30 protein-coding genes and 1 tRNA gene are annotated in these 24,667 nt (G+C 38.7%); 3 read left to right on the top strand and 28 right to left on the bottom strand.

From position 1 onward, the window contains the following. Nucleotides 1–37: 37 nt before the first annotated feature. The 9 genes from MKY60_RS14820 to MKY60_RS14860 all read right to left on the bottom strand — a co-directional run bounded on the left by MKY60_RS14820 (nucleotide 38) and on the right by MKY60_RS14860 (nucleotide 6,410). A complete protein-coding gene (locus tag MKY60_RS14820; protein WP_340930382.1) occupies nucleotides 38–2,056 on the bottom strand; it encodes a phage tail tape measure protein in 2,019 nt (672 codons plus the stop codon). A gap of 251 nt (nucleotides 2,057–2,307) precedes the next feature. Beyond that, entirely contained in the window at nucleotides 2,308–2,655 is a 348-nt protein-coding gene (locus MKY60_RS14825) for a phage tail tape measure protein (protein ID WP_340930385.1), read from the bottom strand. 40 nt (nucleotides 2,656–2,695) lie between these two features. Then, entirely contained in the window at nucleotides 2,696–3,052 is a 357-nt protein-coding gene (locus MKY60_RS14830) for a hypothetical protein (protein WP_340930386.1), read from the bottom strand. Nucleotides 3,053–3,128: 76 nt separating this feature from the next. Continuing rightward, nucleotides 3,129–3,341: a helix-turn-helix domain-containing protein gene (locus MKY60_RS14835; RefSeq protein WP_340930389.1), complete on the bottom strand. Its 213-nt coding sequence runs from the start codon at nucleotides 3,339–3,341 to the stop codon at nucleotides 3,129–3,131. Between the two features lie 87 nt (nucleotides 3,342–3,428). Then, nucleotides 3,429–4,313, bottom strand: a complete 885-nt coding sequence (locus MKY60_RS14840; protein WP_340930391.1) for a hypothetical protein — start codon at nucleotides 4,311–4,313, stop codon at nucleotides 3,429–3,431. A gap of 253 nt (nucleotides 4,314–4,566) precedes the next feature. After that, on the bottom strand, nucleotides 4,567–5,043 hold the full coding sequence (locus MKY60_RS14845; protein WP_340930393.1) for a helix-turn-helix domain-containing protein: 477 nt from the start codon (nucleotides 5,041–5,043) through the stop codon (nucleotides 4,567–4,569). Then, nucleotides 5,040–5,231, bottom strand: a complete 192-nt coding sequence (locus MKY60_RS14850; protein WP_340930395.1) for a hypothetical protein — start codon at nucleotides 5,229–5,231, stop codon at nucleotides 5,040–5,042. Before MKY60_RS14850 ends, MKY60_RS14845 begins: the two co-directional genes overlap by 4 nt. A 595-nt stretch (nucleotides 5,232–5,826) precedes the next feature. Beyond that, on the bottom strand, nucleotides 5,827–6,093 hold the full coding sequence (locus MKY60_RS14855; protein ID WP_340930396.1) for a hypothetical protein: 267 nt from the start codon (nucleotides 6,091–6,093) through the stop codon (nucleotides 5,827–5,829). A gap of 17 nt (nucleotides 6,094–6,110) precedes the next feature. Continuing rightward, nucleotides 6,111–6,410 (bottom strand): hypothetical protein, encoded by a 300-nt coding sequence (locus MKY60_RS14860; protein WP_340930398.1) that lies wholly within the window; start codon nucleotides 6,408–6,410, stop codon nucleotides 6,111–6,113. A 194-nt stretch (nucleotides 6,411–6,604) separates the two neighbouring features. Between MKY60_RS14860 and MKY60_RS14865 the strand changes: the two genes are divergently transcribed. Beyond that, nucleotides 6,605–6,829: a hypothetical protein gene (locus tag MKY60_RS14865; protein WP_340930399.1), complete on the top strand. Its 225-nt coding sequence runs from the start codon at nucleotides 6,605–6,607 to the stop codon at nucleotides 6,827–6,829. Between the two features lie 53 nt (nucleotides 6,830–6,882). Here the strand turns inward: MKY60_RS14865 and MKY60_RS14870 are convergent, their stop codons facing one another. The 4 genes from MKY60_RS14870 to MKY60_RS14885 all read right to left on the bottom strand — a co-directional run bounded on the left by MKY60_RS14870 (nucleotide 6,883) and on the right by MKY60_RS14885 (nucleotide 10,320). Then, complete coding sequence (locus MKY60_RS14870; RefSeq protein ID WP_340930400.1) at nucleotides 6,883–7,842, bottom strand: tyrosine-type recombinase/integrase; 960 nt, start codon at nucleotides 7,840–7,842, stop codon at nucleotides 6,883–6,885. A gap of 106 nt (nucleotides 7,843–7,948) precedes the next feature. Further along, nucleotides 7,949–8,500, bottom strand: coding sequence for a hypothetical protein (locus MKY60_RS14875; RefSeq protein WP_340930402.1), 552 nt, complete (start codon nucleotides 8,498–8,500; stop codon nucleotides 7,949–7,951). 13 nt (nucleotides 8,501–8,513) lie between these two features. Continuing rightward, the gene (locus MKY60_RS14880) at nucleotides 8,514–9,104 is read right to left on the bottom strand and encodes a replication-relaxation family protein (RefSeq protein ID WP_340930404.1); all 591 of its coding nucleotides are present in this window, start codon (nucleotides 9,102–9,104) and stop codon (nucleotides 8,514–8,516) included. Then, complete coding sequence (locus tag MKY60_RS14885; RefSeq protein ID WP_340930405.1) at nucleotides 9,049–10,320, bottom strand: FtsK/SpoIIIE domain-containing protein; 1,272 nt, start codon at nucleotides 10,318–10,320, stop codon at nucleotides 9,049–9,051. The genes MKY60_RS14880 and MKY60_RS14885 overlap by 56 nt, the downstream gene beginning before the upstream one ends. Before the next feature lie 255 nt (nucleotides 10,321–10,575). On the opposite strand from MKY60_RS14885, the gene MKY60_RS14890 reads away from it, so the two are divergent. Further along, the gene (locus MKY60_RS14890; RefSeq protein ID WP_340930406.1) at nucleotides 10,576–10,791 is read left to right on the top strand and encodes a helix-turn-helix domain-containing protein; all 216 of its coding nucleotides are present in this window, start codon (nucleotides 10,576–10,578) and stop codon (nucleotides 10,789–10,791) included. A 64-nt stretch (nucleotides 10,792–10,855) separates the two neighbouring features. On the opposite strand, the gene MKY60_RS14895 is transcribed toward MKY60_RS14890, so the two are convergent. From MKY60_RS14895 to MKY60_RS14905, 3 genes are all read right to left on the bottom strand, one after another. After that, nucleotides 10,856–11,245 carry a hypothetical protein gene (locus MKY60_RS14895; RefSeq protein WP_340930408.1) on the bottom strand — a complete coding sequence of 130 codons (390 nt, stop codon included), beginning with the start codon at nucleotides 11,243–11,245 and terminating at the stop codon, nucleotides 10,856–10,858. Nucleotides 11,246–11,735: 490 nt separating this feature from the next. Next, a complete protein-coding gene (locus MKY60_RS14900; protein WP_340930410.1) occupies nucleotides 11,736–12,626 on the bottom strand; it encodes a tyrosine-type recombinase/integrase in 891 nt (296 codons plus the stop codon). A 190-nt stretch (nucleotides 12,627–12,816) separates the two neighbouring features. Further along, nucleotides 12,817–12,888 (bottom strand) — tRNA-Arg (locus tag MKY60_RS14905). A 165-nt stretch (nucleotides 12,889–13,053) separates the two neighbouring features. Between MKY60_RS14905 and clpP the strand changes: the two genes are divergently transcribed. Beyond that, entirely contained in the window at nucleotides 13,054–13,650 is a 597-nt protein-coding gene (clpP, locus tag MKY60_RS14910) for an ATP-dependent Clp endopeptidase proteolytic subunit ClpP (protein WP_090566771.1), read from the top strand. Nucleotides 13,651–14,128: 478 nt separating this feature from the next. On the opposite strand, the gene MKY60_RS14915 is transcribed toward clpP, so the two are convergent. The 12 genes from MKY60_RS14915 to hisD all read right to left on the bottom strand — a co-directional run bounded on the left by MKY60_RS14915 (nucleotide 14,129) and on the right by hisD (nucleotide 24,661). Further along, nucleotides 14,129–14,449 carry a hypothetical protein gene (locus MKY60_RS14915; RefSeq protein WP_340930412.1) on the bottom strand — a complete coding sequence of 107 codons (321 nt, stop codon included), beginning with the start codon at nucleotides 14,447–14,449 and terminating at the stop codon, nucleotides 14,129–14,131. Nucleotides 14,450–14,953: 504 nt separating this feature from the next. Further along, nucleotides 14,954–15,211 (bottom strand): HPr family phosphocarrier protein, encoded by a 258-nt coding sequence (locus MKY60_RS14920; RefSeq protein ID WP_090566768.1) that lies wholly within the window; start codon nucleotides 15,209–15,211, stop codon nucleotides 14,954–14,956. An 18-nt stretch (nucleotides 15,212–15,229) separates the two neighbouring features. Further along, nucleotides 15,230–16,171: a DNA-binding protein WhiA gene (gene whiA / locus MKY60_RS14925; protein ID WP_093495007.1), complete on the bottom strand. Its 942-nt coding sequence runs from the start codon at nucleotides 16,169–16,171 to the stop codon at nucleotides 15,230–15,232. A gap of 28 nt (nucleotides 16,172–16,199) precedes the next feature. Continuing rightward, nucleotides 16,200–17,171 carry a gluconeogenesis factor YvcK family protein gene (locus MKY60_RS14930; protein WP_090567241.1) on the bottom strand — a complete coding sequence of 324 codons (972 nt, stop codon included), beginning with the start codon at nucleotides 17,169–17,171 and terminating at the stop codon, nucleotides 16,200–16,202. 4 nt (nucleotides 17,172–17,175) lie between these two features. Next, on the bottom strand, nucleotides 17,176–18,060 hold the full coding sequence (rapZ, locus tag MKY60_RS14935; RefSeq protein WP_090566762.1) for an RNase adapter RapZ: 885 nt from the start codon (nucleotides 18,058–18,060) through the stop codon (nucleotides 17,176–17,178). Nucleotides 18,061–18,063: 3 nt separating this feature from the next. Continuing rightward, a complete protein-coding gene (locus MKY60_RS14940; protein WP_090566759.1) occupies nucleotides 18,064–18,534 on the bottom strand; it encodes an NUDIX hydrolase in 471 nt (156 codons plus the stop codon). Nucleotides 18,535–18,730: 196 nt separating this feature from the next. After that, nucleotides 18,731–19,681, bottom strand: coding sequence for a thioredoxin-disulfide reductase (trxB, locus tag MKY60_RS14945; RefSeq protein WP_093495009.1), 951 nt, complete (start codon nucleotides 19,679–19,681; stop codon nucleotides 18,731–18,733). Between the two features lie 68 nt (nucleotides 19,682–19,749). Continuing rightward, nucleotides 19,750–21,276 carry a tetratricopeptide repeat protein gene (locus tag MKY60_RS14950; RefSeq protein ID WP_090566753.1) on the bottom strand — a complete coding sequence of 509 codons (1,527 nt, stop codon included), beginning with the start codon at nucleotides 21,274–21,276 and terminating at the stop codon, nucleotides 19,750–19,752. Between the two features lie 78 nt (nucleotides 21,277–21,354). Next, the gene (gene hisIE, locus MKY60_RS14955) at nucleotides 21,355–21,981 is read right to left on the bottom strand and encodes a bifunctional phosphoribosyl-AMP cyclohydrolase/phosphoribosyl-ATP diphosphatase HisIE (RefSeq protein ID WP_241599037.1); all 627 of its coding nucleotides are present in this window, start codon (nucleotides 21,979–21,981) and stop codon (nucleotides 21,355–21,357) included. Nucleotides 21,982–22,028: 47 nt separating this feature from the next. Beyond that, a complete protein-coding gene (gene hisA / locus MKY60_RS14960; protein ID WP_340930414.1) occupies nucleotides 22,029–22,769 on the bottom strand; it encodes a 1-(5-phosphoribosyl)-5-[(5-phosphoribosylamino)methylideneamino]imidazole-4-carboxamide isomerase in 741 nt (246 codons plus the stop codon). A 15-nt stretch (nucleotides 22,770–22,784) separates the two neighbouring features. Beyond that, nucleotides 22,785–23,381 carry an imidazoleglycerol-phosphate dehydratase HisB gene (gene hisB / locus MKY60_RS14965; protein ID WP_241599034.1) on the bottom strand — a complete coding sequence of 199 codons (597 nt, stop codon included), beginning with the start codon at nucleotides 23,379–23,381 and terminating at the stop codon, nucleotides 22,785–22,787. After that, nucleotides 23,378–24,661 (bottom strand): histidinol dehydrogenase, encoded by a 1,284-nt coding sequence (hisD, locus tag MKY60_RS14970; RefSeq protein WP_340930416.1) that lies wholly within the window; start codon nucleotides 24,659–24,661, stop codon nucleotides 23,378–23,380. The genes hisB and hisD overlap by 4 nt, the downstream gene beginning before the upstream one ends. Nucleotides 24,662–24,667 lie beyond the last annotated feature (6 nt).

Here is a 24,667-nt window from a genome sequence, read left to right on the forward strand (position 1 = left end):
ATAAAAAGCTTTGCGGGCTAACCGCAAAGCCATATTTTTATCTACCTCTCGTATAAAGTCTTAACGCGTTGTTACTGCCTTGCATACGGTCTAAATGCGGCTGCTGAACGCGTGCCATTTCGTAACCATCGACTTGCAATACGATATCACCACGGCTTGCTTCGTCCGCTTGTAACGTCGCTTGCATTTCGGATTCTAGCTTGCGTAATGCTCCGCCACTTGCTCCGCTTACTGTTGGTGTGTTGTAAGCGAGTGATGGCGTAGCTACATCCGCTAACGATTGTGATGCTCTAGCGACTGCGCCTTTCATACTTGCGATACCATTCGCTAGACCTTGACCCGTAAAGATACCGAGTTTTTCAGTGATACGTGATGGCGAATTAATATCGAGCATACTCTTAATCGTTTTACTGATGTTACCCGCAACACCCTTAACTGCGTCAATTACTGCGCCACCCATCGATTTAATACCGTTGATTAAACCGCGGATGATGTCTTTACCGGTTTCCGCTAAGTTAATACCCTTTAGATACTTACCGATGTCGCTCCAAATATTTTTGAGCGTGTCTTTAATCGTCGTCCATGCGCCTTTCCAATCGCCTTGTAAAATCTTCATTACGGTTTGAATAACGCCGAGTACGATGTTAATTGCAGTTGATACCGCTAGTTTAATCGTTTCCCACGCATTCTTAACCACCGCTGAAATTATCGGCCAGACCGTTTGGAATACGCCTTTTATAACGCCCATTACGCCTTGGATGACGGTCTGAACATTTGTGAAGTACAATTTTACAAGTGCCATAATCGCCTTACCGTTCTCGTCCCAAAACGCTTTAAATTTATCTAGCTGGGGTTTTGCGAAGTCTAAGACTGCCTTAACCGCATTTTTAATCGCGTCTTTAATCGCATTGAACGCGATTACCGTTAATTCCTTAATCTTCGTCCATGCGCTATTTATCATGTCGCGGAACCAGTCAATCTTGTTGTAAGCGAGGACTAGTACGGCAATTACTCCGGTTACTGCTGCGACTGTTAAGCCTATTGGTCCCGTTATCACGGCAAATGCAGCGCTTAAGAGACCCATTGCTCCGCCTGTTACCCCTAGCGTAGTCGCTAACACAGTTAATGCTCCACTTATCGTTGCAACTGCGCTAATAACCATCCCGATTCCTGCTATGAGAATACCGACGCCTGTTCCAACTGCTAGAATTCCCGCGGTAACTAACGCAGCTTTCGTGATAAATGCTTGCGTACCTTCCGATAAGCCGTTGAATTTATTAATTAATTCCGCTATGACTTCCGCCGCACTCTGTACGTATGGTATTAATTGGGTTCCTATCAATATCGATGCAGTTTCAAACGCACCGGATAGGTTTTCCATCGCCCCGCCTATACCGTCTTTCATTTGAGCCGCTGTTTCTGCTGCTGCACCTCCGCTATTTTGAAGGGATAGCGTCATCTTATCGATTTCTGCCGGGCCCGCTTTCATTAACGCTAAGAAACCGGATACCGCTTCAGTCCCTACGAGTTTACTCAACGTAGCTACTCTTTGCGCATCTGTCTCGCCTTCTAGTGCACTACCTAAGTCCCCGACCATCTCCGATAAACTTTTCGCTTTACCCTCCGAGTCTAATATCGAGAATCCTAGTTCATCCATTATTTTCGCTTGTGCTTTCGCTGGATTGTTTAACGCTAATAATGACGCTCTTAGGCTTGTGCCAGCCGAACTCCCGTCAAGTCCACTATTAGTTAAAATTCCTATGGATGCCGATAATTCTTCCATCGAAATACCTAACGCTGCCGCCGGCGCACCCGCATATTTAAGCGCATATTGCATATCGGTAATTCCTGCCGCTGACATATTCGCCGTCATTGCTAGTACATCCGCAACTCTTGACGACTCTGCCGCCTCTAATCCGAAGATATTAAGCGCTGAAGCTACTGTATCTGCCGCTAATGCTAAATCTTCTCCCGACGCTTCGGCTGCTGCGATTACGCCCGGCATTGCTGCTATCGTTTGATTAGCCGTAAATCCTTTTGCCGCCATTTCTGTCATCACGTTGTTATCATAACGGTTCTTTATCCGTTATTTCTTACGGTTTCCCGTAAGGTCAGACTATCTCTTTACCTACGTCGTTACACGTTTAGGCATCGCGCGCTCGTGGGCTTTTACTGTCCTCGTCTTTACGTTAGGACTCCGTAGCCTAGTCGTTACACGTTCCGTAGCTTTCACTATGGCTTCGCTCGGGATTGGCATAGCTTGCGCCGTAGCTTTCCCCGAATTCACGCGATTTCAATTACGTATTTCTACGTAACGGACCATGTATGTTTAGCCGTTGCAACGGAGCTAGCACTTTCACTTGATGACGCACCTAAATCTAGCGCCGATGCTTTCATGGCATCGAGTTCTTTCGCGGATGCCCCGGCAATTGCTCCAGCTTTACGCATCTCTGTATCGAATTCCGATGCTTGTTTTACTACATATCCTAGACCTGCACCTACTGCTAAGGTAGCTGCGCCAAAACCTTTTGCCATGGAAGTTCCAAACGTAGTCATATTGTTTCCAACGTTTCGTAAATCACCCGAAACCTGGTTTATAGCATTCTGAAACTGACTGATATTAGCTCCTACCTGTACGATAATGCTATCATTCATTCCTACACCCCTTTTTCAATTAAAAAAGGAGCCTAACGATCTATCCGTTAGGACTCCTTCTATTACTCTTTGATTTTCTGTGCGCATATTCTGCTATTTTAGTATTAGCTTCCGACATTAATAATTTCGCTAATGACCCTTTTCCTTTGGAGGATGCTAGCAATGCTTTACGAGTTAACTTAAGACCGTCACGTATCCAAAACAGATGTTTACTATCGTCTTTAGATAACTTAAGCGCCTTTAATTCTCTTTCAGCTTGCGCTACTTTATTAGCTGCATTTATATAGGCTTCTTGTAGTTCTTCAGGTTTTACGTTACCTTCTTCTTTTGTTGCTACATACATTGCAACTGTTTCGAGGTCTCCAATTATTCTTAAAATGTCTTTTCCAGTATTCATTTAGCACCTCATTCATCATATTTGGTATTCGGAATTGACGTAGGTTGGATTTGTATGTTATTGTTTAGATGGGTTACTATTGATATTTTCTTACTTCCGCAAAAAAATTAACCAGTTCATCATCCATTTTGAACTTCTGTGCAAGTTTTACTTTTACTCTCGCACTAATAGGCCTTTTATTTGTTTCGATTTGTGCTACAGTGCTTTCGCTGACGCCTAGCATTTCAGCAAAGGCTGCCTGCGTTTTACCTTCTCTAATCCTCAATGCCTTGAAAGATGTTGAGTTCATTTCTATTCCTCCTTTTTCTCACTTTGTCTATAAAAAGATATAGCGGGCTTTTCCACCCTCTTACATTCATAGCGATTTTTCCGACGGCTAGATACGTATTTTCCCTTTGTTTTCCCCGATTTCATAGGCTTTTTTAGCCTCCTCTAATGATTTATATTCCGTAATCTTACCGCCCTTGTATTCCATTCTTCTTGGCGTTTTAATAGGTGATGTGACTTTCCCTTTTGCGTATTGTTTATCGATTTTATCCGATGGGCAGGCGACCTCATGCGTCCTTGTTTTATCTCCTACCGTATCAGCCAGTTGCTCCGTATAGTAATAGACCGGTAGAAAGGAACCGTGCAACCTATAACGTTCTTCGGCTTCGTATGCCGCTTTACGGCAACCTTCGGAACAATAGCGACTGTCTGACCGCTTCGGAGACTCCCCTCGGATGTTACCGCCCTTGACTGCGTACATATTCAAGCAATATTTATAACGGCACCCACGCCACTTCTTGCGTTCCTCGCGATAGTAGTCCCAGTCGAGAACGGTTTCAAATGTCGATAAAGCATCGATTCCAAATACGGAAATTAACGCTAGACATCGTAAAGCGGTCCATTCCATACGCGATACAATATCGTTGTATAAATCCGTAACGGTAAAATCGGATTTTTCCACGTATGCGCGGTCTGTTACTGGCGGACATATGCGAGCAAGCGCCTGTTCCATGCGTTCAGCATCGAGTAGTAGCTTATTAGCCTGTCCTTCTAAAGTCGTCAAAGGCGCACGTTTTAAAGGGACATCTTCGACATTCGCAAATTGCTCAAGAATTGACGGCTTTTTAGGCTTCGGAAAATCAGCGCTATATATCACGCGATGCTGAGGACGCAGTAACTTATTTTCAGTATTATCGTAGATTGATCCAGGATATAATTCAGCGAGTGTTATCGGCTTTTTGATTTCTGCATTTTTGATAAGTTTAATCGTCATTTGGAAGCCCCCCTACTAATATTTAGCTGCGTACGGCGTTAATTACGTGTACCGGTTATCTCTCCTTATTCTTTGAATAAGTTCTTTATCGATAAATACATATATACGTATATTACATCTGCAACTAATAAGCGTTCTTTGCTTATTGGGGCGCAATGTTTTTAAATCTAGTTATTAAATCTAGTTAAGTAAGTCTAGTTAACACGTAGTTGACGACGTACGTTTATACCTTAATTACGTGTATAAAATAACGTCATTTACGTGTATCCTCTATTCGCTCTCTATATTCGCGCAATCTCTGACGGTCATCCTCTTGGCGCTGTTCTGCTTTTGCAAGGGCTTCCGTATAGTTTGACCATGCCACAGGAAATTTCGCATAGAACTCGGCAGCACTTAACGGCTCCAACGGTACATATCGACCTTTACTCGGGATAGCGACTAGCCCCGCTCTTTCTAAATCTCGAATGTGTAATCCGGTAGTTTTGGACGATCTGCCGTAATCAACCGATAAACGTTCATTACTCGGCCAAGCTGCGCCCACATCAACGTTGAGATAGTCGATTAGTAACGTATACAAGTACAATTTATCCGACGTTATTTTATCGTGGTGAATGTAGTGTAGTGCGTTACTAGGGAACGGAATAAACGTACGCCCATCGACTCCTGGATTGACTTTATTTACTGTATTACGTTTTGGCTGCGTGTCTTTCTGTTGGCTGCGTTTTATCATTTGATTTGTCCCCCCATAATTTCATCTAGTGTTTCGATTAAGTCCGGCGTTTCGCGGAATACAAATACAAGATAACCTCTCGACTTCCTCGCCTTTTCAACATCCATTGGTAGAAATCCCCGTGACATTAATTCGCGTGCTACTCTCATACTTCTGATACATTTTTGCTTTGTTTCCTGTGCCATCATTGTTAACACTCCTTTAGTTGTTTTATTTGTTTACTGCTATATGAACGCCGACACCCTAGCGCCTGCGGAATTACTACCTTCACTAGTCATATCGTTTGTGAATCGAAGGTGCGGAGGTATATCGGAAGTAGTTTTGAAAAGTTTTCCGTTTCACTATTTACTCACAGTAAACATATCGAAATTGCGACATCGCCCTACTACTCTGTACACACTAGAATTACTATTTTGCGACATTCCTTACTTAATTACTGCGACTAAACTTTCGGAAATTGCGACATTCACACTGAAAGTTTTTACGTTCATACTTATGAAGGGGACGCTACATATCGAAGTTGCGGCATTAGATTTATTAATCTCCCTACTTCTTATAACGTAAGCCGATGACCTATCTCGGAGTTTTAACGCAAAATAAAAACGATCCTATTGTCGTAGGACCGTCGTGTGAGAGTTGTATTGTAAGCCGTTTGGCGCCGGCTTTAAATTTATACTTCGTTAATCTTCTGCAGCATCTTAATTATTACATCTAACTTCGCCGGATCATTGGCGACTGACCGAGGCACTAACATTTCCCATTTACCTACCTTAACGGGTACCATTACGCTACTACCTGCAATTCATTCGCTATAGCGTTATAATTCTTCGCGAGTAAAGCCAGTAACTCGATAGGCTCGCAGGTATCAATATCGCTGAATAATACCGACGCTTCTTTCGACCAAGCGAATGTAACATCATGCTCTCCTATAGTTAGGACGCCCTCTACCCCATCGTAAACGCTTAATTTAACACCTGGGATAATTTCCGCTGATTCGACTACTACTGTAAATTCTTCTTCGATTAAAACCTGTTCTGTTGTTGTAAACATTTTCAATTCCCCCAATTTTATTGTAATTGTATTGCTAAAGCTTCCGCTAAATCTATCAGTGACATTTGCGATAAGAGTGAAAGTTCAATGTTGACGACGCTTGCGCCTTCTACATGAAGTTGTATTATTTTAGCTTGATTTGCGATGGCGGACTCCGCATTTTCTGCGATAGCGTCGCCGAAACAGTAAAACCAAATTCCAGTGTCGTTCGTCGTTAATACAATGTTTGATGTGATTAAATAACCTGGTTGTACGTCAGTCCAACTTTCGAAGTTAAGCGAATCGTAATCCGAGTGTTCTAAGTTTATCGGTTTCATGTGCGAGTCTCCTTTTTTGTTTTGCGTTATTACCGTATTACGTAATTCTGTTATTACTATATCACGCATATATAGAGTTGTAAACCCTAAAGTTAAATATTTTTAATCTATTTTTGAAACCTTTTTTACGGCATTGCGTAAATACTGTATAATGACACATAATAAGACTAGGAATCTAGAAGGGAACGACTTAAATGGAAATCAAATTGACGATAGATAAAGCTGCAAAATCAAGAGGGATATATACACAAATACAACTGGCACAAGAGATCGAAAAGCAAACCGGAGTAGTATTACGGGCGGCGACAATAAGTGATATGTATAGAAATAACAAAGACGTGATTAATAAAAAGAATTTACTTCTAGTTATGCAGGGGCTAGAAATTACCGATTTTAACGAGATAATCACTATTGAATAAAAAAAACGCCTCTACCAAAAAAAATGGGTAGGGCGTTTTTATTTGTTAATGAATTAAAGAAATTTACGTAAGTCCTCTGCTACCTCCAGTTTATCGTAGTGTAGATAACGAGTTGTTACTGCTAAATCACTATGTCCGAGGGCTTTTGAGATTAGTGATATATGCGCACCCTTTTTTCGTAGATTCATTGCAAAACCACGTCTTAAAGCGTGTGGGTTTACGTTTTTCAAGTTAAATTGTTTCGCGTATGTCGTAATACGTTTCCCTATAATGTTATTCGTCGGAGTAGTTTGACAAGAGCCCCCTTGCCTCGTAATGAATATTAGTTTATTGCGAACTCCGTTATGCTGGCGTACTAAAGCATTCTGTTTATATAGCACCACAAGTAATTGCGCTAGAACGTTGTCAAAAGGCAGTATTAATTCTTCGTGATTCTTTACGATCGACCCTGGTATACGAAACATTTGTGCCTCTAAGTCGATATGTTCCTCGGTGATTTTCGTTACCGTACCGACCCGGACGCCAGTTTGATACATAGTTAAAACAGCTGCAGCATCGCGTAATTGAAAAAAATCTTTTAGGTCTAATAAACCTAGCAATGCATTGACGTCCTGGTCTGTAGCGCCCACTTTAACAGGAATATCAACTTTTATTTTGACTACGCTCCAAAATTGAACTGAAAACCATCCTAGTTTGTGACATCGACTAAAAAACGCTTTAAGACACTTCAAACGAGTTAATTTTGTTCCATTACTCACTTTCATACTTTCTAGCCACTCGTAAATATGATGAATCGTTATATCAGAAAGATTAGTTACCCCTGTAATCTTAATAAAGTGGCTGATGTGTAATTCATAATCATAGAGAGTCCTTTCGCGATAACCCGTCGTTTTCATTTGTTTTACAACTATCTCCAACGCATCTACAACATTCATTTCCGGATTGATCGCCGAATTACGGAATACACCTGATAAATCTTCTGCAACTGTATATATTGCTTTTTTATGCGTCATAAAATTCCCCCCAATACCTCAAATTCTACCAATCCAGTGAGGTAAAATCACCGCAAAGATTACTGTCCGTGAGGTTTGAGTTAACCTTGCGTTAGGTTTTCTTTATTCAAACTGCCTCGCCCACTTGACGAAGTATCTCAAGGAACATTGGCATTAATTGAAATAAAACATATCCTAAACCGGCTTTCATAATTACATCCCATGCCTTTTCAGAATTATTAAACATGAAGAAGAAGCAAGCTCCGGTCATAATGACTGAAGCTATTGGAAAACTAAAAGCGACCATTATTTGAACCAATGGATCTAATATGTTGGCTATCATCGTTAATGAGGAATCTGCAATAAATCCTGTAGGAATCATTTCGGGCGTTGCTACTGAAGATAATTCAATCGGAAGGGTTGTCGGTGGTGGAGTAGTTTGCGCTATAACATTGACTGGCTCGACTATGGGTGCGGTTACGGGGATAGTTGCTGCGGTATAAGTATCGGGTGTATTTATTAAGCGGTATGCGACAAACGGTGCTCCTAGGGCTACGGGTGCTAGTGCTGCAATCGCTAGGTCTTTTCTAGTCGCATAAGCATCGCTCGGGTCACGGTGGGAAAAATCTGTATAAGCACTTTCGGGAACTACCTCGATTTTTTGATTACGTTTAAACAATCTTTTTCCTCCTTTATTTGATATCGTCAAAAGTGTAGACCTTAACTTTTAAACCCTCGGAAGCCTTTTCTAATTGCTTTTTTCGATGTTCCGTTTTTGTTATCCAAACAAGCGTCGGATAATATCCATATTGCTTAACAAGAGTATCCATAAGCACTCTATAACGCTTAATCTTTTCTCGATTTTCTTTCATCGTTTGCAGGTTATCAACTTCTAAGAAATGTTGGAATCCGTTTTGTGTGAACATAGCATCTACAACAATAGTAGTTTTCGAATCTATTACTGCTTTCATTTCATTCTGCCAATCACGAGGGCACTTATAAAACAACCAAAACTGATTCCTCATAATAGTATGTTGAACATGATTTCCTTTTTTTCGTATCTTGTCACAATCCACGTAATCACGACCAATTTTAGACAAATAATAAATGCTCTGATAGCCTAAACGAATACTCATTAGATACTCCGATATGTTTCTAAGGACTCTGTTTGTATTGCAAACTTTTCCTAAATTGAAATAAGTATTCAGTTGATCGCGGGTAAGAAAATCAAGTCTTTTTAAAAGTAATAATATCTGTTCTTCTCGTTGACTCAACTGTTTCACTGTCGATATTTACCTCCTTCTTAATTTGAGGTGTAATTAGTTGTTGAATCGTTTCGTTTGAAATAAAAGGCGATTGTACGATATAACGCTTTACATTGTTTTTATAAATTCCACGCCCCGGAATATCAGGTAATTTATCAGCACCACTTTCATCTAAGACGACACGGGAAGCCGTATCTGTGTCAACTACGTAGCACAAGCGCGCGATAATATTTCTTTTAGTTTGCGAAGGAATGACTTGTGCCGTCGGATACTGTGTGCAAAATATAAGGTAGTAGCCAGCGGAACGCCCTCGGCGAGCGATATCCGTGATAATAGCCATTGCTTTTCCGTATTCAGCTAAATCGGCAGCCTCATCTATGATGATGTAATGACGTTTCTTTACTCCTGCTTCTTTTACGTCCTCAAAACCGTTATCAACAACATTTTTAAATGATTTGTTCATATCAATCTGAATTGCCTCTAAAACTTCTTCAGCTTCTTGAGGTTCTCGCGAATAATATTTAACTTGTTTACAGTCTTTAAATCTGTGGAAGGCACTACCACCCTTTAAATCAATTAAAGATAATTCCGTATTATCGGGTTGTTGTTTAATTAACGTTGTGGTAATAAGTTTTAAAATAGCACTCTTGCCGTACCCTGTTGCACCAGCAATAATTAAATGTTTATCTTTATCGAAGTTATGCCGAATGATATCCCCGTTTCGCATATATCCAATTGGCACTGACCACGTACCTGGTTTTATATAACTTTCATCCCAATTTATTTGTTTTGATAATGGCTTGTTGTATACGCGAATCTTTAGTAGACCGTCGAAAAGTATCTCGATTTCCTTTTGTTCTGTCAATTTGCGAGAATATAGCGCTTTTAAATCCGCAATAATGTTACCTTCAAGTTTTAACGACTTTATGTCCGCAAAGGTTATCCGTTGACGCCGATTATTCAAGCCATCCTCTAATACACGTTGTTTAGCTAGGTAGTCGTCAAACGAGCGCCCTAACGGAATCTTATACGCATATTCCCATCCAAAATCGTATTGCTTTTTGCGGATTAATACGGTCGACAATACATCTTTACCGTCACGGACATTCAGACCACTTAATGAGATAATCCGTTGAATCCGCCCCGAATCGTTTGTCGCAAGTCCTTGCTTTTTAAACAAGGCTTTTAATGCTAAACCGCCAAAAATTCCAGTCGTCACTATTTCAAAAATCATACAACATCTCCTTTTCAAAACTTGATACGCCACGGGTTCTCTTATGTAATAAGAGTTGCGGCAATCTGTTATTTCAAAATCACGCTTAAACTATTGATAATAAAGGAATTCTAGTGTAACAAGTAGAAGTAGTAGGGTGATAGTCGATTTAATCGTGGTTATGGTAGTGCATCTGTTATTACGATTAATGTAATATTACGCAAACCGTAATCAAAATATTACACAAAACATAATTTTATTTTGGAGTGGATCAGTGTGGAAATTGATATAAAATTAAAACAAATATTAAAAGAACGAGGCATAAAACAGTATCAATTATCGGAGATGACTGGATTAACTACACGAACTATTTCCGAGTTAGTTAATAACCAAGTTGAACGGATTCCAAAGTTAGCAATATGTAAGATCGCAACAGCATTAGAAATTAATGATATACGAGAGATAATTGATTTTAAAATTGAAAGTAAATAATGAATTTAGAAAAATTCCAACGAAAAAAGTCCCACACAATTAGCATAGGACTTCGTAGATCGTATTATCGTTTTATATCGTAACCACCGAGTAGCTTACCTTCTGCAATTACATCGTCATTAGCCGCAGAACGAAAGTCAACTATCGTCGTATCCGGCAACGACTTTTGCACCGCAGTTCCTATCGTAGTAGCGAACGATTCTTTTTCACTTTCCGTACTAGCTGCCCAGGTCACTTCATCTACGTAGACGTTTACTTTAAAATGAGCGCCTAGATGTTCGATGTCGGCATCGGTAATCACGCCGTTAGAATCGGTAACTAGCAGTTTTGTAGCTTCGGCGAAATTAACTATAGCAGCATCTATCGCTTCTTCTTCTGCTTTCTTAGCGTCAGCCTCTGCTTTCCTTTCATCAAGCTTCGCTTTTTCTTTAGCTACACTTTTCTCTTTAGCCACGGTAGCTGCCGCAGCCTCTTCCGCTTCTATTACTGCTCGCTCTTCGTCTGTTGGCGAACCTATGATGCCGATAATAACGAGGGCAATGATTGCATAAAACCACCAGCGCTTATAAAACGGTTTCTTTTCGATAGATTATCCCTCCAATTTCTTATTTATAATGTGTAGTATTTTCCCATAAATGTCAACTACTATTATATGCTAGTAAAACTCCTAATTAAGGTTTTCTCGCATAAGTTTAACAACTCTATAACTAAAATACACCGCAAAGATTATGAGCCGTTAAGGTTGCGTCAACTTTTTGTGAGAGTTTCGTCCATCACAACGAAAAAACTATTATGCTAAATATAAAAAAAACAACCCGTCCGCAATTATGCAGAGAGGTTGCTCTGATACCCTTAAATATAGATGAATACAGTCGTATTAAACTCCGACACACTCATATTCATTTTTATATAATACAACGCTAGAAATAAGTTAAATGCGCGTCTTAGTCGATTCCCTTCTCGATTGCATCGTCCAAGTCTGTTGAATAGATAGCTACATAATTACGCAGTTCACTTATATCGCTATGTCCCATTAATGCTTGCAACGTGAATACGTCCACGCCGGCTTTAATCTTAAACTTAGCAAACGTTCTACGAAAAGTATGTGGCGCACACTTTAAATCATCGATTATTCCACAGTCTCTGCCATGTCTGCGTATCTGATATTCGATAGAACCTCGCGCTAAACGAGTATCCATCATCGTAACGAATAGCGCATCTGTATCCTCAACAACGCCACGGACTTTAATGTAAGCAATCAACAATGTTTTTAAACGCTTAGTCAACGGAATTCGCCGGGCTTGTCTATTCTTCGTCCGTTGAATAAAAACCGAGTTATCATCGAACATTACATCTTGTACGTTGATTGCGTGGAGTTCAGATAAACGTATTCCTGTATCCGCAAACATAGTCATAATCGTTATATCCCGCAAACCTTCGAATGTACTAATATTCGGTGTGGCTAGTAACTGATTTAACTGCGATTTACTAAACGAATCTCCAATACGCTTTCGTACTTTTAACTGCGGAATTTCCGATGCATGATTAGCAGTAAGTATACGGTGCTTAACGCAGTAGTTTCCGAATATCTTAATCGTAAGTAGCCGTTGGTTTATCGTGCTTCCAGCGTAGTTATTCTTCCGCATATTTGTAACGAAATATTCGTAATGTTCATACCGTATCGCCTCAATGTCGTTTAGCGGTGCGCCTTGTTCGACAAGGGATAAACGGAAACATTTTAATTCTTTTGCATAGGACCATAGCGTATGCTCTGATAACGCCTTAGCTTCTCCGTGTTGCAAGAACTTTGCGACTGCATTATCATAAGTTATCAAAGACTCTTTGCGTCCTGTCGCTTTGTTTATTTCGGCTAGTATCGCCGGGTCCACTATTTTTTTCTTAACCAATAAAAAAACCTCCGTTAGCTTTATCGCAAGATAAACGGGAGGACTACGTGTTATTTCTACGAGTTATTTTCGACAAAATAATAACCCGTAGTCGTTTAACACAAACGTTGGAACAGTATGCCCTCGGCGAGGATCGAACTCACATTCCAAGCTTCGGAGGCTTGTGTGTTATCCATTACACTACAAGGGCAAGCGACTTATCTATTATACAAATAGAAGGAATATAATTCAAGCGAACTTTTTCAAGCTTAATATTTGACCTTCCTTGACCATAATGTGTATGATAAAGTTACAACTGAGGGAACCTTTCTCAGTAACTAACTAATTTAAACCACCTTTGAAGGAGGCAATCAGGATGAATTTAATTCCTACTGTTATTGAACAAACTAATCGTGGAGAGCGTGCATATGACATCTACTCTCGATTATTAAAAGATCGCATTATTATGCTTGGAAGTGGTATTGATGATAACGTATCTAACTCAATCGTTGCTCAATTATTATTCCTAGAAGCAGAAGATCCAGAAAAAGACATCTCTATTTATATTAATAGCCCAGGCGGAAGTATCACAGCTGGTATGGCAATTTACGATACAATGCAGTTCATCAAACCTGATGTACAAACAATTTGTATCGGTATGGCAGCTTCTATGGGTGCTTTCCTACTTACAGCTGGTACAAAAGGTAAACGCTATGCGCTTCCAAATGCTGAAGTAATGATTCACCAACCACTTGGTGGAGCACAAGGGCAAGCAACGGAAATCGAAATTGCTGCAAAACGTATCTTATTCTTACGTGATAAATTAAATAACATCATGGCTGAGCGCACTGGTCAACCAATTGAAGTCGTTTCACGTGATACAGATCGTGATAACTTCATGACAGCTGAACGTGCAAAAGAATACGGTTTAATCGATCACATTATCGATCGTAGCGAAATGAAAAAATCATAATAAATTGATTTAAACTCCTAAAGGTATATTCCTTTGGGAGTTTTTTATAATTCTTGATTTTTCATTTAGGTACTAACTATAAGCATCTAATCCTCAATCAATACCGTGTATATGGCCAATTATAATATTTAATATCTTTAAAGTTTATTGGTTCTGGATGGTGAATATATTGTTCATCAGCTCTGGAAAATCACATATAATTTCTGTCACAGCTATACTAAGCATTTCTTTTTCTTCCTCTGTAGGAATTTCATCAAAATATACTTTCCAAATAAGATTATTATTTTCAATTTTTGCGTAAATGACTTTTTTATTTTTAGTTATAGCACGAAAAAGTGCTCTTTGCGCACTTTAAAATTAGTGCGATATTTGGTTTATTAATATTTTCCAATCCATATCTCCTTTACAAACAAGTTATATTTCCATTTCTACATAAAAGGTTCACCTAAATTTTGATACACCCTTTTTATGAAAATACTTAATTCAATAACTTTTCTATTTCCTCTATAAGCTCATCATTATTATTTATGCTATACCCTGCATTAATTTTATGGGGAAATACAATTCTATTTTCACCAACAAATATATACATTTGGTCATCCGGATTCGATGTTGATACTATCCTGTATTTTGCATCAAGTGGAGAATAAGAATCATCCGTTCTTTTTAGCTTCAATTCTTTAAATAGTTCCTTAATTTCCGTTTGATTTTTTTCAGATATATTAATTTCTGTAAAAGTTAAATTATTTATTTTCTCTATGCTTAAACTAGTTTCGCTTCTGAAAAACTCCTCAGTCAATACGTTTTCTATTTGTATATTATTCGATAATTGAATTCTTACTAACACAATTGAGATTAAGAGAGTTATTACCACAAGAATGAATATTTTTTTAGTATTTTTTATACAACCACCACCTTATTTTGCTCTTCAATGAATGGTAAGCAGTTTATTTCACCCAATGTAAATAGTTATTCTGCAAATACTTTCTAATTCCTTTATATTGGATAATTCAGCTTAGTTAAGAGTTCAAGACAAAGCAATACTAAATCTTCAATTTGGATACTACTCACTTAATTGATTGTAGTGAAAGGTGGCGACTCCAGCGGGATAAGCGAGAATGTTGAGACCCCGCAGGGAAGAAGCGTAGCGCCGCCCGAGGAGGCTCGACCTCGCCCGCGGAAAGCGGCCACCTGAAACGAAAATAAGCAGAATATTATATAGTCTTTACTCTTCAAGACACATTTTTTCTCAAATAAAAAAAACCGCCCTTTCGTCTAAATTGACTAGTGAGGCCGTTCATTTTTAAGATTCACTAGAGATGAAATTAGCTAGAGCTTCTACTGCTTCCTTTGCATCGGAACCATCAGCACTTAAACTTACCTTTGTTCCTTTGCTGATTGCCAAGCTCATAATTCCCATAATACTCTTCGCATTTACTTTTTTAGTATCTTTTTCTAAATAGACGTCTGCGATATAACGATTTGCTTCTTGTACAAAAAGTGCAGCCTGTCTTGCTTGAAGTCCTGAAGATAATTTTACTTCTACCTGCTGTTCTGCCATTGTCTACTCCCCATTTCTTTAAATTGTCTCTCCATTGCGAAGCGCATCTGCTATTTCATCTATTTTTCGCAATCGGTGATTTACACCTGATTTACTCACATTGCCAGTAGAAACCATTTCACCTAGTTCTTTTAGTGTAACATCTTGATACTCTACTCGTAACCTAGCTATTTCACGAAGTTTTTCTGGTAATTGATCTAAGCCGATAGAATTCTCGATAAACCGAATATTGTCTACCTGGCGAATGGCTGCACTGATTGTTTTATTCAGATTCGCCGTTTCGCAATTAACTAGACGGTTTACACTATTTCGCATATCTCGAATGATACGGACATCCTCAAATTTCAGTAAAGCTCTATGGGCTCCCACAATACTTAAGAAGTCAGAAATCTTTTCTGCTTCCTTTAAATATGCGACAAACCCTTTTTTTCGTTCTATTGTTTTCGCATTCAGTTCATATTCATTCATTAAATCTACCAGTGCATCACTATGTGTTTTATATGAAGAATAAATTTCTAAGTGATAAGATGAGGTTTCCGGATTATTAACCGACCCTCCTGCTAAAAAGGCTCCTCTTAAATAAGCTCGTTTACAGCAACTCTTTTGCACAAGCTCTTTGGAAATGGAGTATTCAAATTGAAAACCATCCATTAAAATTTGAAGATCCTCTAACAGGTTTTTTGCCCCTTCGCGAATACGACAAATATATATATTGTTCTTTTTCAATCTCATTTTCTTTCGAACAAGTAATTCAACTTGATATGGGTATAACGATTTTATTAATGTATATAGTCTTCTAGCTATAGCTGCATTTTCTGTTTGAACGTCTAAGCTTAACATTTTGTTGCTAAATGAAAGTGAACCATTCATGCGTATGAGTGCAGAAAGCTCTGCTCGTGCACAACAAGGTTCTGACTCTTCCTGAGTCATCTCTTTTTTAGTTTCAGAAGCAAACGACATATTCCGTTTCCCCCTTTCTCCTCGACGGTTAAACTTTTAACCCGTCTGCGTATTCTACAAGCCATTTCGCTACTTCCGTTGCATCGTGCCGAACAGCACCGTCATGAACGACTGAAATGTCTTTTTTTACTATATCAATATTCAACTTTTCTAGTTGGTCAATATCTATTCTAACAGGAGATGCCTGTTCTTGTTTATATAAATATCTCACATTTTCAGGAATTTCTTCCTTACTTATTAACACAGCATCCAAGAAGTTCTCACCGACATGTTCGATCAATGCATTTACATGATCATACGCCGAATAATTACCAGTCTCACCAGCCTGTGTCATTAAATTACAAATATAAACTTTCTTCGCTTTAGATTTTCTAATCGCTTTTTGTATATCTTGCACTAATAAATTCGGCAAAATACTTGTATATAAACTTCCTGGACCAATAACAATAACATCAGCTTGTCGAATGACATTAATAGTTTCTGGTAACGGTTTCACATCTGGAGGAGTAATAAATACTCTTTCAATTTTCTTGCCATAGCACGGGATTTTAGATTCTCCCTTTACGGTCGTTTGATCTTCAAATATAGCATTTAAAGTTACAATTTGATTGGCCGCTGGTAGCACTTTCCCTCGAATATTTAGTACTCGACTCATTTCAGTTACGGCATGGGCAAAATCACCTGTTATGGATGTTAATGCAGCTAGCATCAAATTCCCCAGTGAATGCCCTTCCAATTCGGCTGAATGAGAAAATCTATACTGGAACATTTCCTCCACTAATGGCTCGACATCTGAAAGAGCCGCTAATACATTTCGAACATCTCCAGGAGGTGGTATATCATATTCATCGCGAAGTCGCCCAGAGCTTCCTCCGTCATCTGCGACTGTTACGATTGCCGTAATATCCAGTGGAAATTTTTTCAAGCCACGAAGTAACGTAGACAGACCCGTACCTCCACCGAGTATAACTAGTTTTTTACGGCGTTTTGTAGGTTCCATTCCTTCATTCCTTTCTAATGACGACATCACGATGCGTAATAATGGTTTTGTCTTCTGCTCGTAATGACTTTCCAAAGTATTCTGCTAATGTAACGGAGCGATGCTGCCCTCCGGTACATCCAAATGCAATTACTAGTTGGGTTTTTCCTTCTCTTTTGTATTGAGGAATCATGAAATTGAACAAATCCGTTAGCTTCTCGATTAATGTTTTAGTGTCAACCCATTTTAATACGTAGCTGGATACCTCTTCGTTAAGTCCTGATTTCAAGCGCAGCTCTTCTATATAATATGGATTAGGAAGAAAACGTACATCAAATACTAAATCCGCATCTATTGGAATACCATGCTTAAATCCAAAGGACATAACGTTTACAGTAAATACTTGACTGCTTTTAGAAGAAAATTCTTCTTGTATTTTTTCTCTCAGTTCTCGAGGTTTCATCTTGGAAGTGTTGTAAATGTATTGTGCTCTCCCCTTTAAATCAGATAGCATTTGTCTTTCTTTTTTAATACCTTCTAAAGGTAATCCAGAGTTTGCAAGCGGATGAGAACGACGTGTTTCCTTATACCTTCTTACCAATACTTCATCACCGGAATCCAAAAACAATAATTTAGGCGTAACAGTTGTTGTCTCCTGTAGCTCATTAACAGAGTCTGCTAAAGAATGGAACATTTCCCCACCACGCAAGTCCATCACAACTGCAATATTTCGAGGTTGTTTATTCGAATCTATCATTAGTTTGATGAACGTACTCAATAATTCCGGTGGTAAATTATCAATGCAGTAATAGCCAAGATCTTCAAAACTTTGGATAGCCACTGTCTTTCCAGCACCCGACATTCCAGTAATTATTACAACTTCCGTTTCGTGCTTTTGAAGACTATCCATTGCTCATTCTCCCTCCGTTGATTGCTGAATCGTTTCCTTTATCAAAGAAAAATCAGGTGTATATACAAATGTTCCATATTGTGTACCTTTTTCTTGAGCTGCAAATAATAGATTTGTTCTATCGCCTTCAGCCATTGGAAGATGGTGTAAGTCTTCGACAGAATGCCATTCTAATACACCTTCTGTTGTTACTTCGAAAGGTATTCCTTTTATGTCTTTAGCGACAAAAGTAAATAACATCCATTCATCTATACGCTTTCCATCTTCCTCTATGACCATTGTATATATTCCTTTTAAATGAGGTTGTACAGGCACTGTATTCGTTTCTTCTGTAAATTCACGTACCGCGGAAACTAAAATAGATTCACCCATCTCCATTTTACCACCTGGTGCTACATACCAATTTCTTCTTGGTTTTTTTAATAATAAAACTTTATCATCTTTACATACGAGTAGGTTTGCTATTCTTTGCACAAATCATCACTCCGCATCTTTCATCTTCATAAATTATATTATACATTAAATTTCATAAAAAGAGGCTGCTTCACGATTAAAATCGCGAAACAGCCTGTCCAAATGTTTCTTATATAAAAAGGGGGTCAATTTATATTCTTTACTATACACTTTATTTATTTCAAGACTATTACAATCCGGTTAAGATAAAATTAAATTAAGCGTTTGTAATTGTTTTGTCTTTCAAATTTTCAATATAGTGTTGCGCAGCTTGTGCAGCAATACTTCCATCTCCTGTAGCAGTGACAATTTGACGAAGCATTTTCTCACGAACATCCCCTGCGCCGAATATCCCAGGTACAGTTGTTTCCATTTTCTCGTTTGTTACAATATATCCACCGTCATTTAAAATACCTAAATTCGCAAAAGGTTTCGTTAATGGAAGCATCCCTACATATACGAATACGCCGTCTGTTTCAAATTCTCTTTCGGTACCGTCCACAGTAGACACTAAAGTAACACTTGCTACTTTTCCATCTTTTCCATGAATCTCTTTTAATGTAGTATTCCAGATAAAATCAATTTTCTCATTTGCAAACGCACGGTCTTGAAGAATTTTTTGCGCACGTAGCTCGTCACGACGATGCACGATGGTTACTTTGTTCGCAAATTTAGTTAGGAATGCACCTTCTTCAACAGCAGAGTCTCCTCCACCTACAACTACCAGGTTTTTCTGTTTGAAGAATGCCCCATCACAGACTGCACAGTAGCTAACTCCACGTCCACCTAACTCTGTTTCTCCTGGAATACCCATTTTTTTATATTCCGCACCAGAGGAAATAATAACTGCTAACGCTTTATATTCTTTTCCACTAACTTTAACTGTTTTGTAATCCTCACCATTAACAATTTCCGAAACGTCTCCATATGCGTATTCAGCACCGAACTTTTTCGCATGTTCAAACATTTTAGTAGAAAGCTCTGGCCCTAAGATCATTTCAAATCCAGGATAGTTTTCCACTTCCTCTGTGTTCGCCATTTGTCCACCTGGAATCCCACGTTCGATCATTAATGTGGAAAGGTTTGCACGAGATGTATATACTGCAGCTGTCATTCCTGCAGGTCCAGCCCCAATTATAATTACATCATAAATTTTATCTTCAGTCATTTAGATTCCTCCTACATTGCTACTATCTTCAATCTATAGGATTTTTTCATACGCTTCAACTATTTTGCTTAGGAGTCGAAAAGGGGCAAAAATTGCATCAGTTCGTTAATATATTTAGTCAGTGTATTTGTTGTGATGCCATATTGCTCTGCATAATATTTTTTGGTTACATTTTTAGATCGAGATGATTCAAACATATACTCCGTTGCTGCTGCTAATGCACGTGGATTTTTGAATCCATAGGCTTTCTCTAAGCCACGTTCTACTAGAACAAACCACATTTGAAATAGAAATGTATCTTCATGCTCTAAAGGCTTATATTTATCATACAATAGGTCTGTTGCTGCAATAACACGTAAAAAAGCTTTCTCTGCAGGAGACTTTTCATCAAAATCATGTCCTAAAGAATTAGCAAGGAATAGTTTCTCCATCGTTGTTAGATCATCTACAACAATCCATTTAGGATGGGAAATAATTTCTTGACGATGCTTAGACTTTCCTAATAAATAAAATCCATAAATACGTTCACTCACATGCTTATGCTCTATCTTTTCTAAAATATATTCCTTTTGAATTTTAGAAGCAGCTTCATCAGATTCACTTTTTACTGGTAGCCACGGTTCAAATCCAGCTTTTTCCGGATCTAGCTTCAATAGTGCTTTCCAAGCATTTTTAGCTATCTCTTCATGCCCAGAAAAATAAGCCGAATGGGAAAGCCAAAAATAAAATCCTGGATCACCTTCAAAACCTTTTCGTTGTAAACTTCTAAGCCACTTAAATGCTTGTTCATATTTGCCTATTAACGCAAATGTCGCACCTAACTTATAGCGATGTTCAACAAAATAAGGGTTTATCTTGGTTAGTAATCCTACGATTTCTTCCAGCTCTTCTTCATTTTTTTCATAGTAATGAATCACAGCTAAATTGCATAGTGCGTGGATATTTCCTCTATTTTCATTGAGTACATCATGTAGCAAAGCCTTTGCCTGTTCTTCTTCGCCAATATAAAAATAAGCAAGTGCCAAATTATTGAATGCTGCCCAAAAATCTGGATGGTCCACTACGATGGATTCTAATAATTCTACCGCCTCAGCAAACTTACCTTGCTCCATCAATCGTCTCGATTTTTCTTGTAAAAACAGCGCTTCACCAGAAGGCGTATCTACCTGAAGTGATACCACATCCTCTTGCTCCGTGAAGTCTACAATCTCCATTGCTTCTTCCGTGTATTCCCCTTGGATATCCATCTCCAAATACATTTGGGCGAATTTGTTCGCTTCAACAAAATTTCCTAGATGGGCATTTACCTCCGCCAAAAAGAATACAATTTCTGATTCGTTATGGTCAATTGCATGGGCACTTCTCAAAAGCTCATGCGCTAGTTCAAAATTATCTATTTCCATTTGTAATATCGCGTACTGTAGTAATATCATGGGATCATTTGGACTTAGTTCTGCTGCTCGTTTTAAATATTTATGTGCTTTTTCATATTGTTCTTTTTGTAGTTCATCTAAAGCTTTTTTATAGTAGTATTCACCCGTAGGTAAAAACGAAATTATATTTTCTCTAAGAACTTTTTTACTTTTTTTATTCAATATAATCCTCCGAAAAATAATAAGGAACGTTTAAAAAAACGTCCCTTATTAGTATATCCTTCAGTATACCACATATATTTACTTTTTATCTGCTTTGGCATCATGTCTTTTTTGCAGTACTTGCAGTAGATCATAGAAGCTTACTTGTTGGTTTTGTAGAAGAACTAACAGATGATAAAGAAGATCTGCTGCTTCCCATTTCAACTCTTCCCCATCATTATTTTTGGAAGCGATGATAACTTCGGATGCTTCTTCTCCAACTTTCTTACAAATTTTATCTACACCTTTCTCAAACAGGTACGTCGTATATGCACCTTCTGGCATAGACTGCTGTCTTTCTTCTATAGTATTGATGAGAGTTGTTATTGTATTATATCCTACGGTGTCATCTAGTTTTTCTAAAATATTATGAAAACATGTATCTTCTCCAGTATGGCATGCTGGTCCTGTTGGTAGTACCTCTACTACTAATGCATCCGAATCACAATCTGACTTAATAGAAACTACCTTTTGAGTATTCCCTGAGGTTTCCCCTTTATGCCAAAGTTGTTGTCTACTACGGCTAAAAAGCCAAGTTTCTCCAGTTTCAACTGTTTTTGCATAGGCTACCTCGTTCATGTAAGCAAGTGTTAACACTTCTCTTGTAATGGCATGCTGTACGATTACAGGTATTAAGCCTTTTTCATCATAAGTTAAATTAGTCATAATTGTCCTACTCCTCTTTCATTCGAAGTATACGAATGCTTGTGTACTTATTTGGCCGCTTCTTGTAGAGCTTCAGTTAGAGAAAATCGTTCATTGTACAATGCTTTACCCGTAATAACACCAGCAACAGTCGTCGTTTGTGCTAATTTAGCTACTGCTGTAATATCTTCTAAGGAACTTATTCCACCCGATACAATAACAGATAGTCCAGTTTCTTCTGCTAGTTCTTTATTTGCCACTAAGTTTGGACCTTGAAGCGTTCCATCTGTTGCAATGTCCGTGAAAATTACGTGCTTAGCACCTTTAGAAGCAAAATACTGTCCTACTTCGACGGCAGATTGTGTGGAGGTTTCTAGCCATCCATGTGTAGCCACCATTCCATCCTTTGCATCAAGTCCGATGACAATTCTATCACCGCCGAATTCTTCTATTAACCCCACTACTAATTCAGGTTGTGAAATAGCAAGACTTCCTATAATTACACGATTTACACCGTTATTCAAATAAAATTGAACATCATCCTTCGTACGAATTCCTCCACCAATTTGCACACTAACTGGCAGCTCCTTGGCGATACGAATAACTTCATCAGCATGGATTTTCTCACCGTCTTTTGCACCGTCTAAATCTACTAGATGTATCCAAGTTGCCCCTTCATCCGCAAATTTTTTAGCCATCTCGAATGGAGAATCGCCATAAACGGTTTCTTGCTCATAATCCCCTTGATACAGGCGGACGCATTTCCCACCTTTCATATCGATTGCTGGGTAAACTTGAATGGACGTCATATTATTCTCTCCTTCTTATGTAAGTAGACCTTTTGTAGAAGGAACGCCCTTCACTCGATCGTCTTTTGTAATAGCTTCATCAATCGCTCGAGCTAACGCTTTGAAGATCGCTTCGATCATATGATGTGTGTTTGCTCCATAATGAACGATGACATGGACATTCATACGAGCTTCCAATGCAAATTTCCAAAGGAACTCATGTACAAGCTCAGTATCAAAACTACCAACTTTTTGAGTTGGGAATTGAGCACGGAACTCTAAATGCGGACGATTTGAAATATCTATTACCACTTGCGCTAGTGCATCATCCATTGGTACAAAAGCATTTCCGTAGCGTTTAATACCTATTTTATCTCCTAATGCTTGTTTCACTGCTTGCCCTAGAACAATTCCGATGTCTTCAGTCGTATGGTGATCATCGATATATGTATCTCCCTTAGCTTTAATAGAAGCATCAAATAAACCATGCTTAGTAAATAAGTCCAGCATATGATCCATAAAAGGGACACCTGTATCTATTTCCGCTTTTCCTTCACCATCTAAGTCTATTTCAACCCATACTTTTGTTTCATTCGTCATTCTTTCTATTTTCGCTGCTCTTTTATTTGTCATTTTGAATCCTCCTTTTTCCAGCTCCTCGACTCTACAGACCTAGCATGTCCTTCTAATTGCTCTAGTCTAGCTAAGCGGGCAATTTTAGGATATTGCTCCTCCCACATTTCTTTGGAATAGAACACAACACTTGTTTTCTTCACGAAATCATCCACACATAACCCACTTGAAAATCTTGCCGTGCTATTTGTCGGTAGTACATGATTCGTACCAGCAAAGTAATCTCCTACTGGTTCACTACTGAATCTCCCAATGAAAATAGCTCCTGCATGCTTAATCTTTTTACTTAGTTCTTCGGGTTGCTCTGTAATAATTTCCAAATGTTCCGGTGCTAGCTCATTCACTGCTGCTACCGCTTGTTCCATGGATTCAGCGATATAAATACACCCAAAGTTTTCGATAGAACTGCGAGCAATTTCTTCTCTAGGAAGAAGCTTTAATTGTTTTTCTACTTCTTTTGACACTTGCTCTGCAAGGGATGTACTCGTTGTGATTAATACGGAACTTGCAAATCGATCATGCTCGGCTTGAGCAAGAAGGTCAGCCGCTAGTTCATCCGCATAGGCTGTATCATCTGCAATAATCGCTATTTCACTAGGACCCGCTATCATATCGATTGCTACCCTGCCAAATACTTCTCTTTTAGCAAGTGCTACAAAACTATTACCCGGTCCTGTTATTTTATCTACCGCTTTAATTGTTTTAGTACCGTAGGCAAGAGCCGCAATTGCTTGTGCTCCACCAACCTTATATATTTCTGTAATGCCTGCTATACGTGCTGCCACTAATACAGAATCAGGTAGATTCCCTTCCAAATTTGGCGGTGATACGATGACCACTCTTTCTACTCCAGCTACAATTGCAGGAATAGCGTTCATTAATACTGAAGAGGGATAAGCCGCTGTTCCACCCGGTACATATAAACCTACCGCATCTAGTGGTGAAATTTTATATTGAATATATGAGTTTTTAGCTAATGGGAAGTCTATTTGCCTGCGAGCCTGCTCTGTATGAAATGCTCTAATATTAGCTGCAGCCTCTTCTAAATCTCCTATCAATTGTTTATCAAACTTAGCGTATGCTTCATCCACTTCTTCTTTGGATACTTTAAGTGACTCCAGTTTGGCACCATCCCATTTTTCCGTGTAACGAAGAAGGGCTTCATCTCCGTTCTGGCGTACATCCGCAATTACCTCACGAACAGTCATTAAATAATCTGGATCTGGTTGTTCAACGGAACGCAGTAATGAAATTGTATCTGTAAGCTTTTCTATTTTCATAGGATT

The organism is Psychrobacillus sp. FSL K6-1415 (assembly GCF_038003185.1).
In the GTDB taxonomy this organism is placed as follows: domain Bacteria; phylum Bacillota; class Bacilli; order Bacillales_A; family Planococcaceae; genus Psychrobacillus; species Psychrobacillus psychrodurans.

What these genes read in the sequence shown, in the direction of transcription:
- hisA (WP_340930414.1), bottom strand. Translation starts at nt 22,769, where the DNA reads ATGACGTCCATTCAAGTTTACCCAGCAATCGATATGAAAGGTGGGAAA.
- MKY60_RS14855 (WP_340930396.1), bottom strand. Translation starts at nt 6,093, where the DNA reads ATGTTTACAACAACAGAACAGGTTTTAATCGAAGAAGAATTTACAGTA.
- MKY60_RS14820 (WP_340930382.1), bottom strand. Translation starts at nt 2,056, where the DNA reads ATGACAGAAATGGCGGCAAAAGGATTTACGGCTAATCAAACGATAGCA.
- hisD (WP_340930416.1), bottom strand. Translation starts at nt 24,661, where the DNA reads ATGAAAATAGAAAAGCTTACAGATACAATTTCATTACTGCGTTCCGTT.
- MKY60_RS14870 (WP_340930400.1), bottom strand. Translation starts at nt 7,842, where the DNA reads ATGACGCATAAAAAAGCAATATATACAGTTGCAGAAGATTTATCAGGT.
- trxB (WP_093495009.1), bottom strand. Translation starts at nt 19,681, where the DNA reads ATGACTGAAGATAAAATTTATGATGTAATTATAATTGGGGCTGGACCT.
- hisB (WP_241599034.1), bottom strand. Translation starts at nt 23,381, where the DNA reads ATGACAAATAAAAGAGCAGCGAAAATAGAAAGAATGACGAATGAAACA.
- MKY60_RS14930 (WP_090567241.1), bottom strand. Translation starts at nt 17,171, where the DNA reads ATGGAACCTACAAAACGCCGTAAAAAACTAGTTATACTCGGTGGAGGT.
- MKY60_RS14885 (WP_340930405.1), bottom strand. Translation starts at nt 10,320, where the DNA reads ATGATTTTTGAAATAGTGACGACTGGAATTTTTGGCGGTTTAGCATTA.
- MKY60_RS14845 (WP_340930393.1), bottom strand. Translation starts at nt 5,043, where the DNA reads ATGATAAAACGCAGCCAACAGAAAGACACGCAGCCAAAACGTAATACA.
- MKY60_RS14835 (WP_340930389.1), bottom strand. Translation starts at nt 3,341, where the DNA reads ATGAACTCAACATCTTTCAAGGCATTGAGGATTAGAGAAGGTAAAACG.
- hisIE (WP_241599037.1), bottom strand. Translation starts at nt 21,981, where the DNA reads ATGACTAATTTAACTTATGATGAAAAAGGCTTAATACCTGTAATCGTA.
- MKY60_RS14860 (WP_340930398.1), bottom strand. Translation starts at nt 6,410, where the DNA reads ATGAAACCGATAAACTTAGAACACTCGGATTACGATTCGCTTAACTTC.
- MKY60_RS14865 (WP_340930399.1), top strand. Translation starts at nt 6,605, where the DNA reads ATGGAAATCAAATTGACGATAGATAAAGCTGCAAAATCAAGAGGGATA.
- whiA (WP_093495007.1), bottom strand. Translation starts at nt 16,171, where the DNA reads ATGTCGTTTGCTTCTGAAACTAAAAAAGAGATGACTCAGGAAGAGTCA.
- MKY60_RS14850 (WP_340930395.1), bottom strand. Translation starts at nt 5,231, where the DNA reads ATGATGGCACAGGAAACAAAGCAAAAATGTATCAGAAGTATGAGAGTA.
- clpP (WP_090566771.1), top strand. Translation starts at nt 13,054, where the DNA reads ATGAATTTAATTCCTACTGTTATTGAACAAACTAATCGTGGAGAGCGT.
- rapZ (WP_090566762.1), bottom strand. Translation starts at nt 18,060, where the DNA reads ATGGATAGTCTTCAAAAGCACGAAACGGAAGTTGTAATAATTACTGGA.
- MKY60_RS14825 (WP_340930385.1), bottom strand. Translation starts at nt 2,655, where the DNA reads ATGAATGATAGCATTATCGTACAGGTAGGAGCTAATATCAGTCAGTTT.
- MKY60_RS14920 (WP_090566768.1), bottom strand. Translation starts at nt 15,211, where the DNA reads ATGGCAGAACAGCAGGTAGAAGTAAAATTATCTTCAGGACTTCAAGCA.
- MKY60_RS14830 (WP_340930386.1), bottom strand. Translation starts at nt 3,052, where the DNA reads ATGAATACTGGAAAAGACATTTTAAGAATAATTGGAGACCTCGAAACA.
- MKY60_RS14840 (WP_340930391.1), bottom strand. Translation starts at nt 4,313, where the DNA reads ATGACGATTAAACTTATCAAAAATGCAGAAATCAAAAAGCCGATAACA.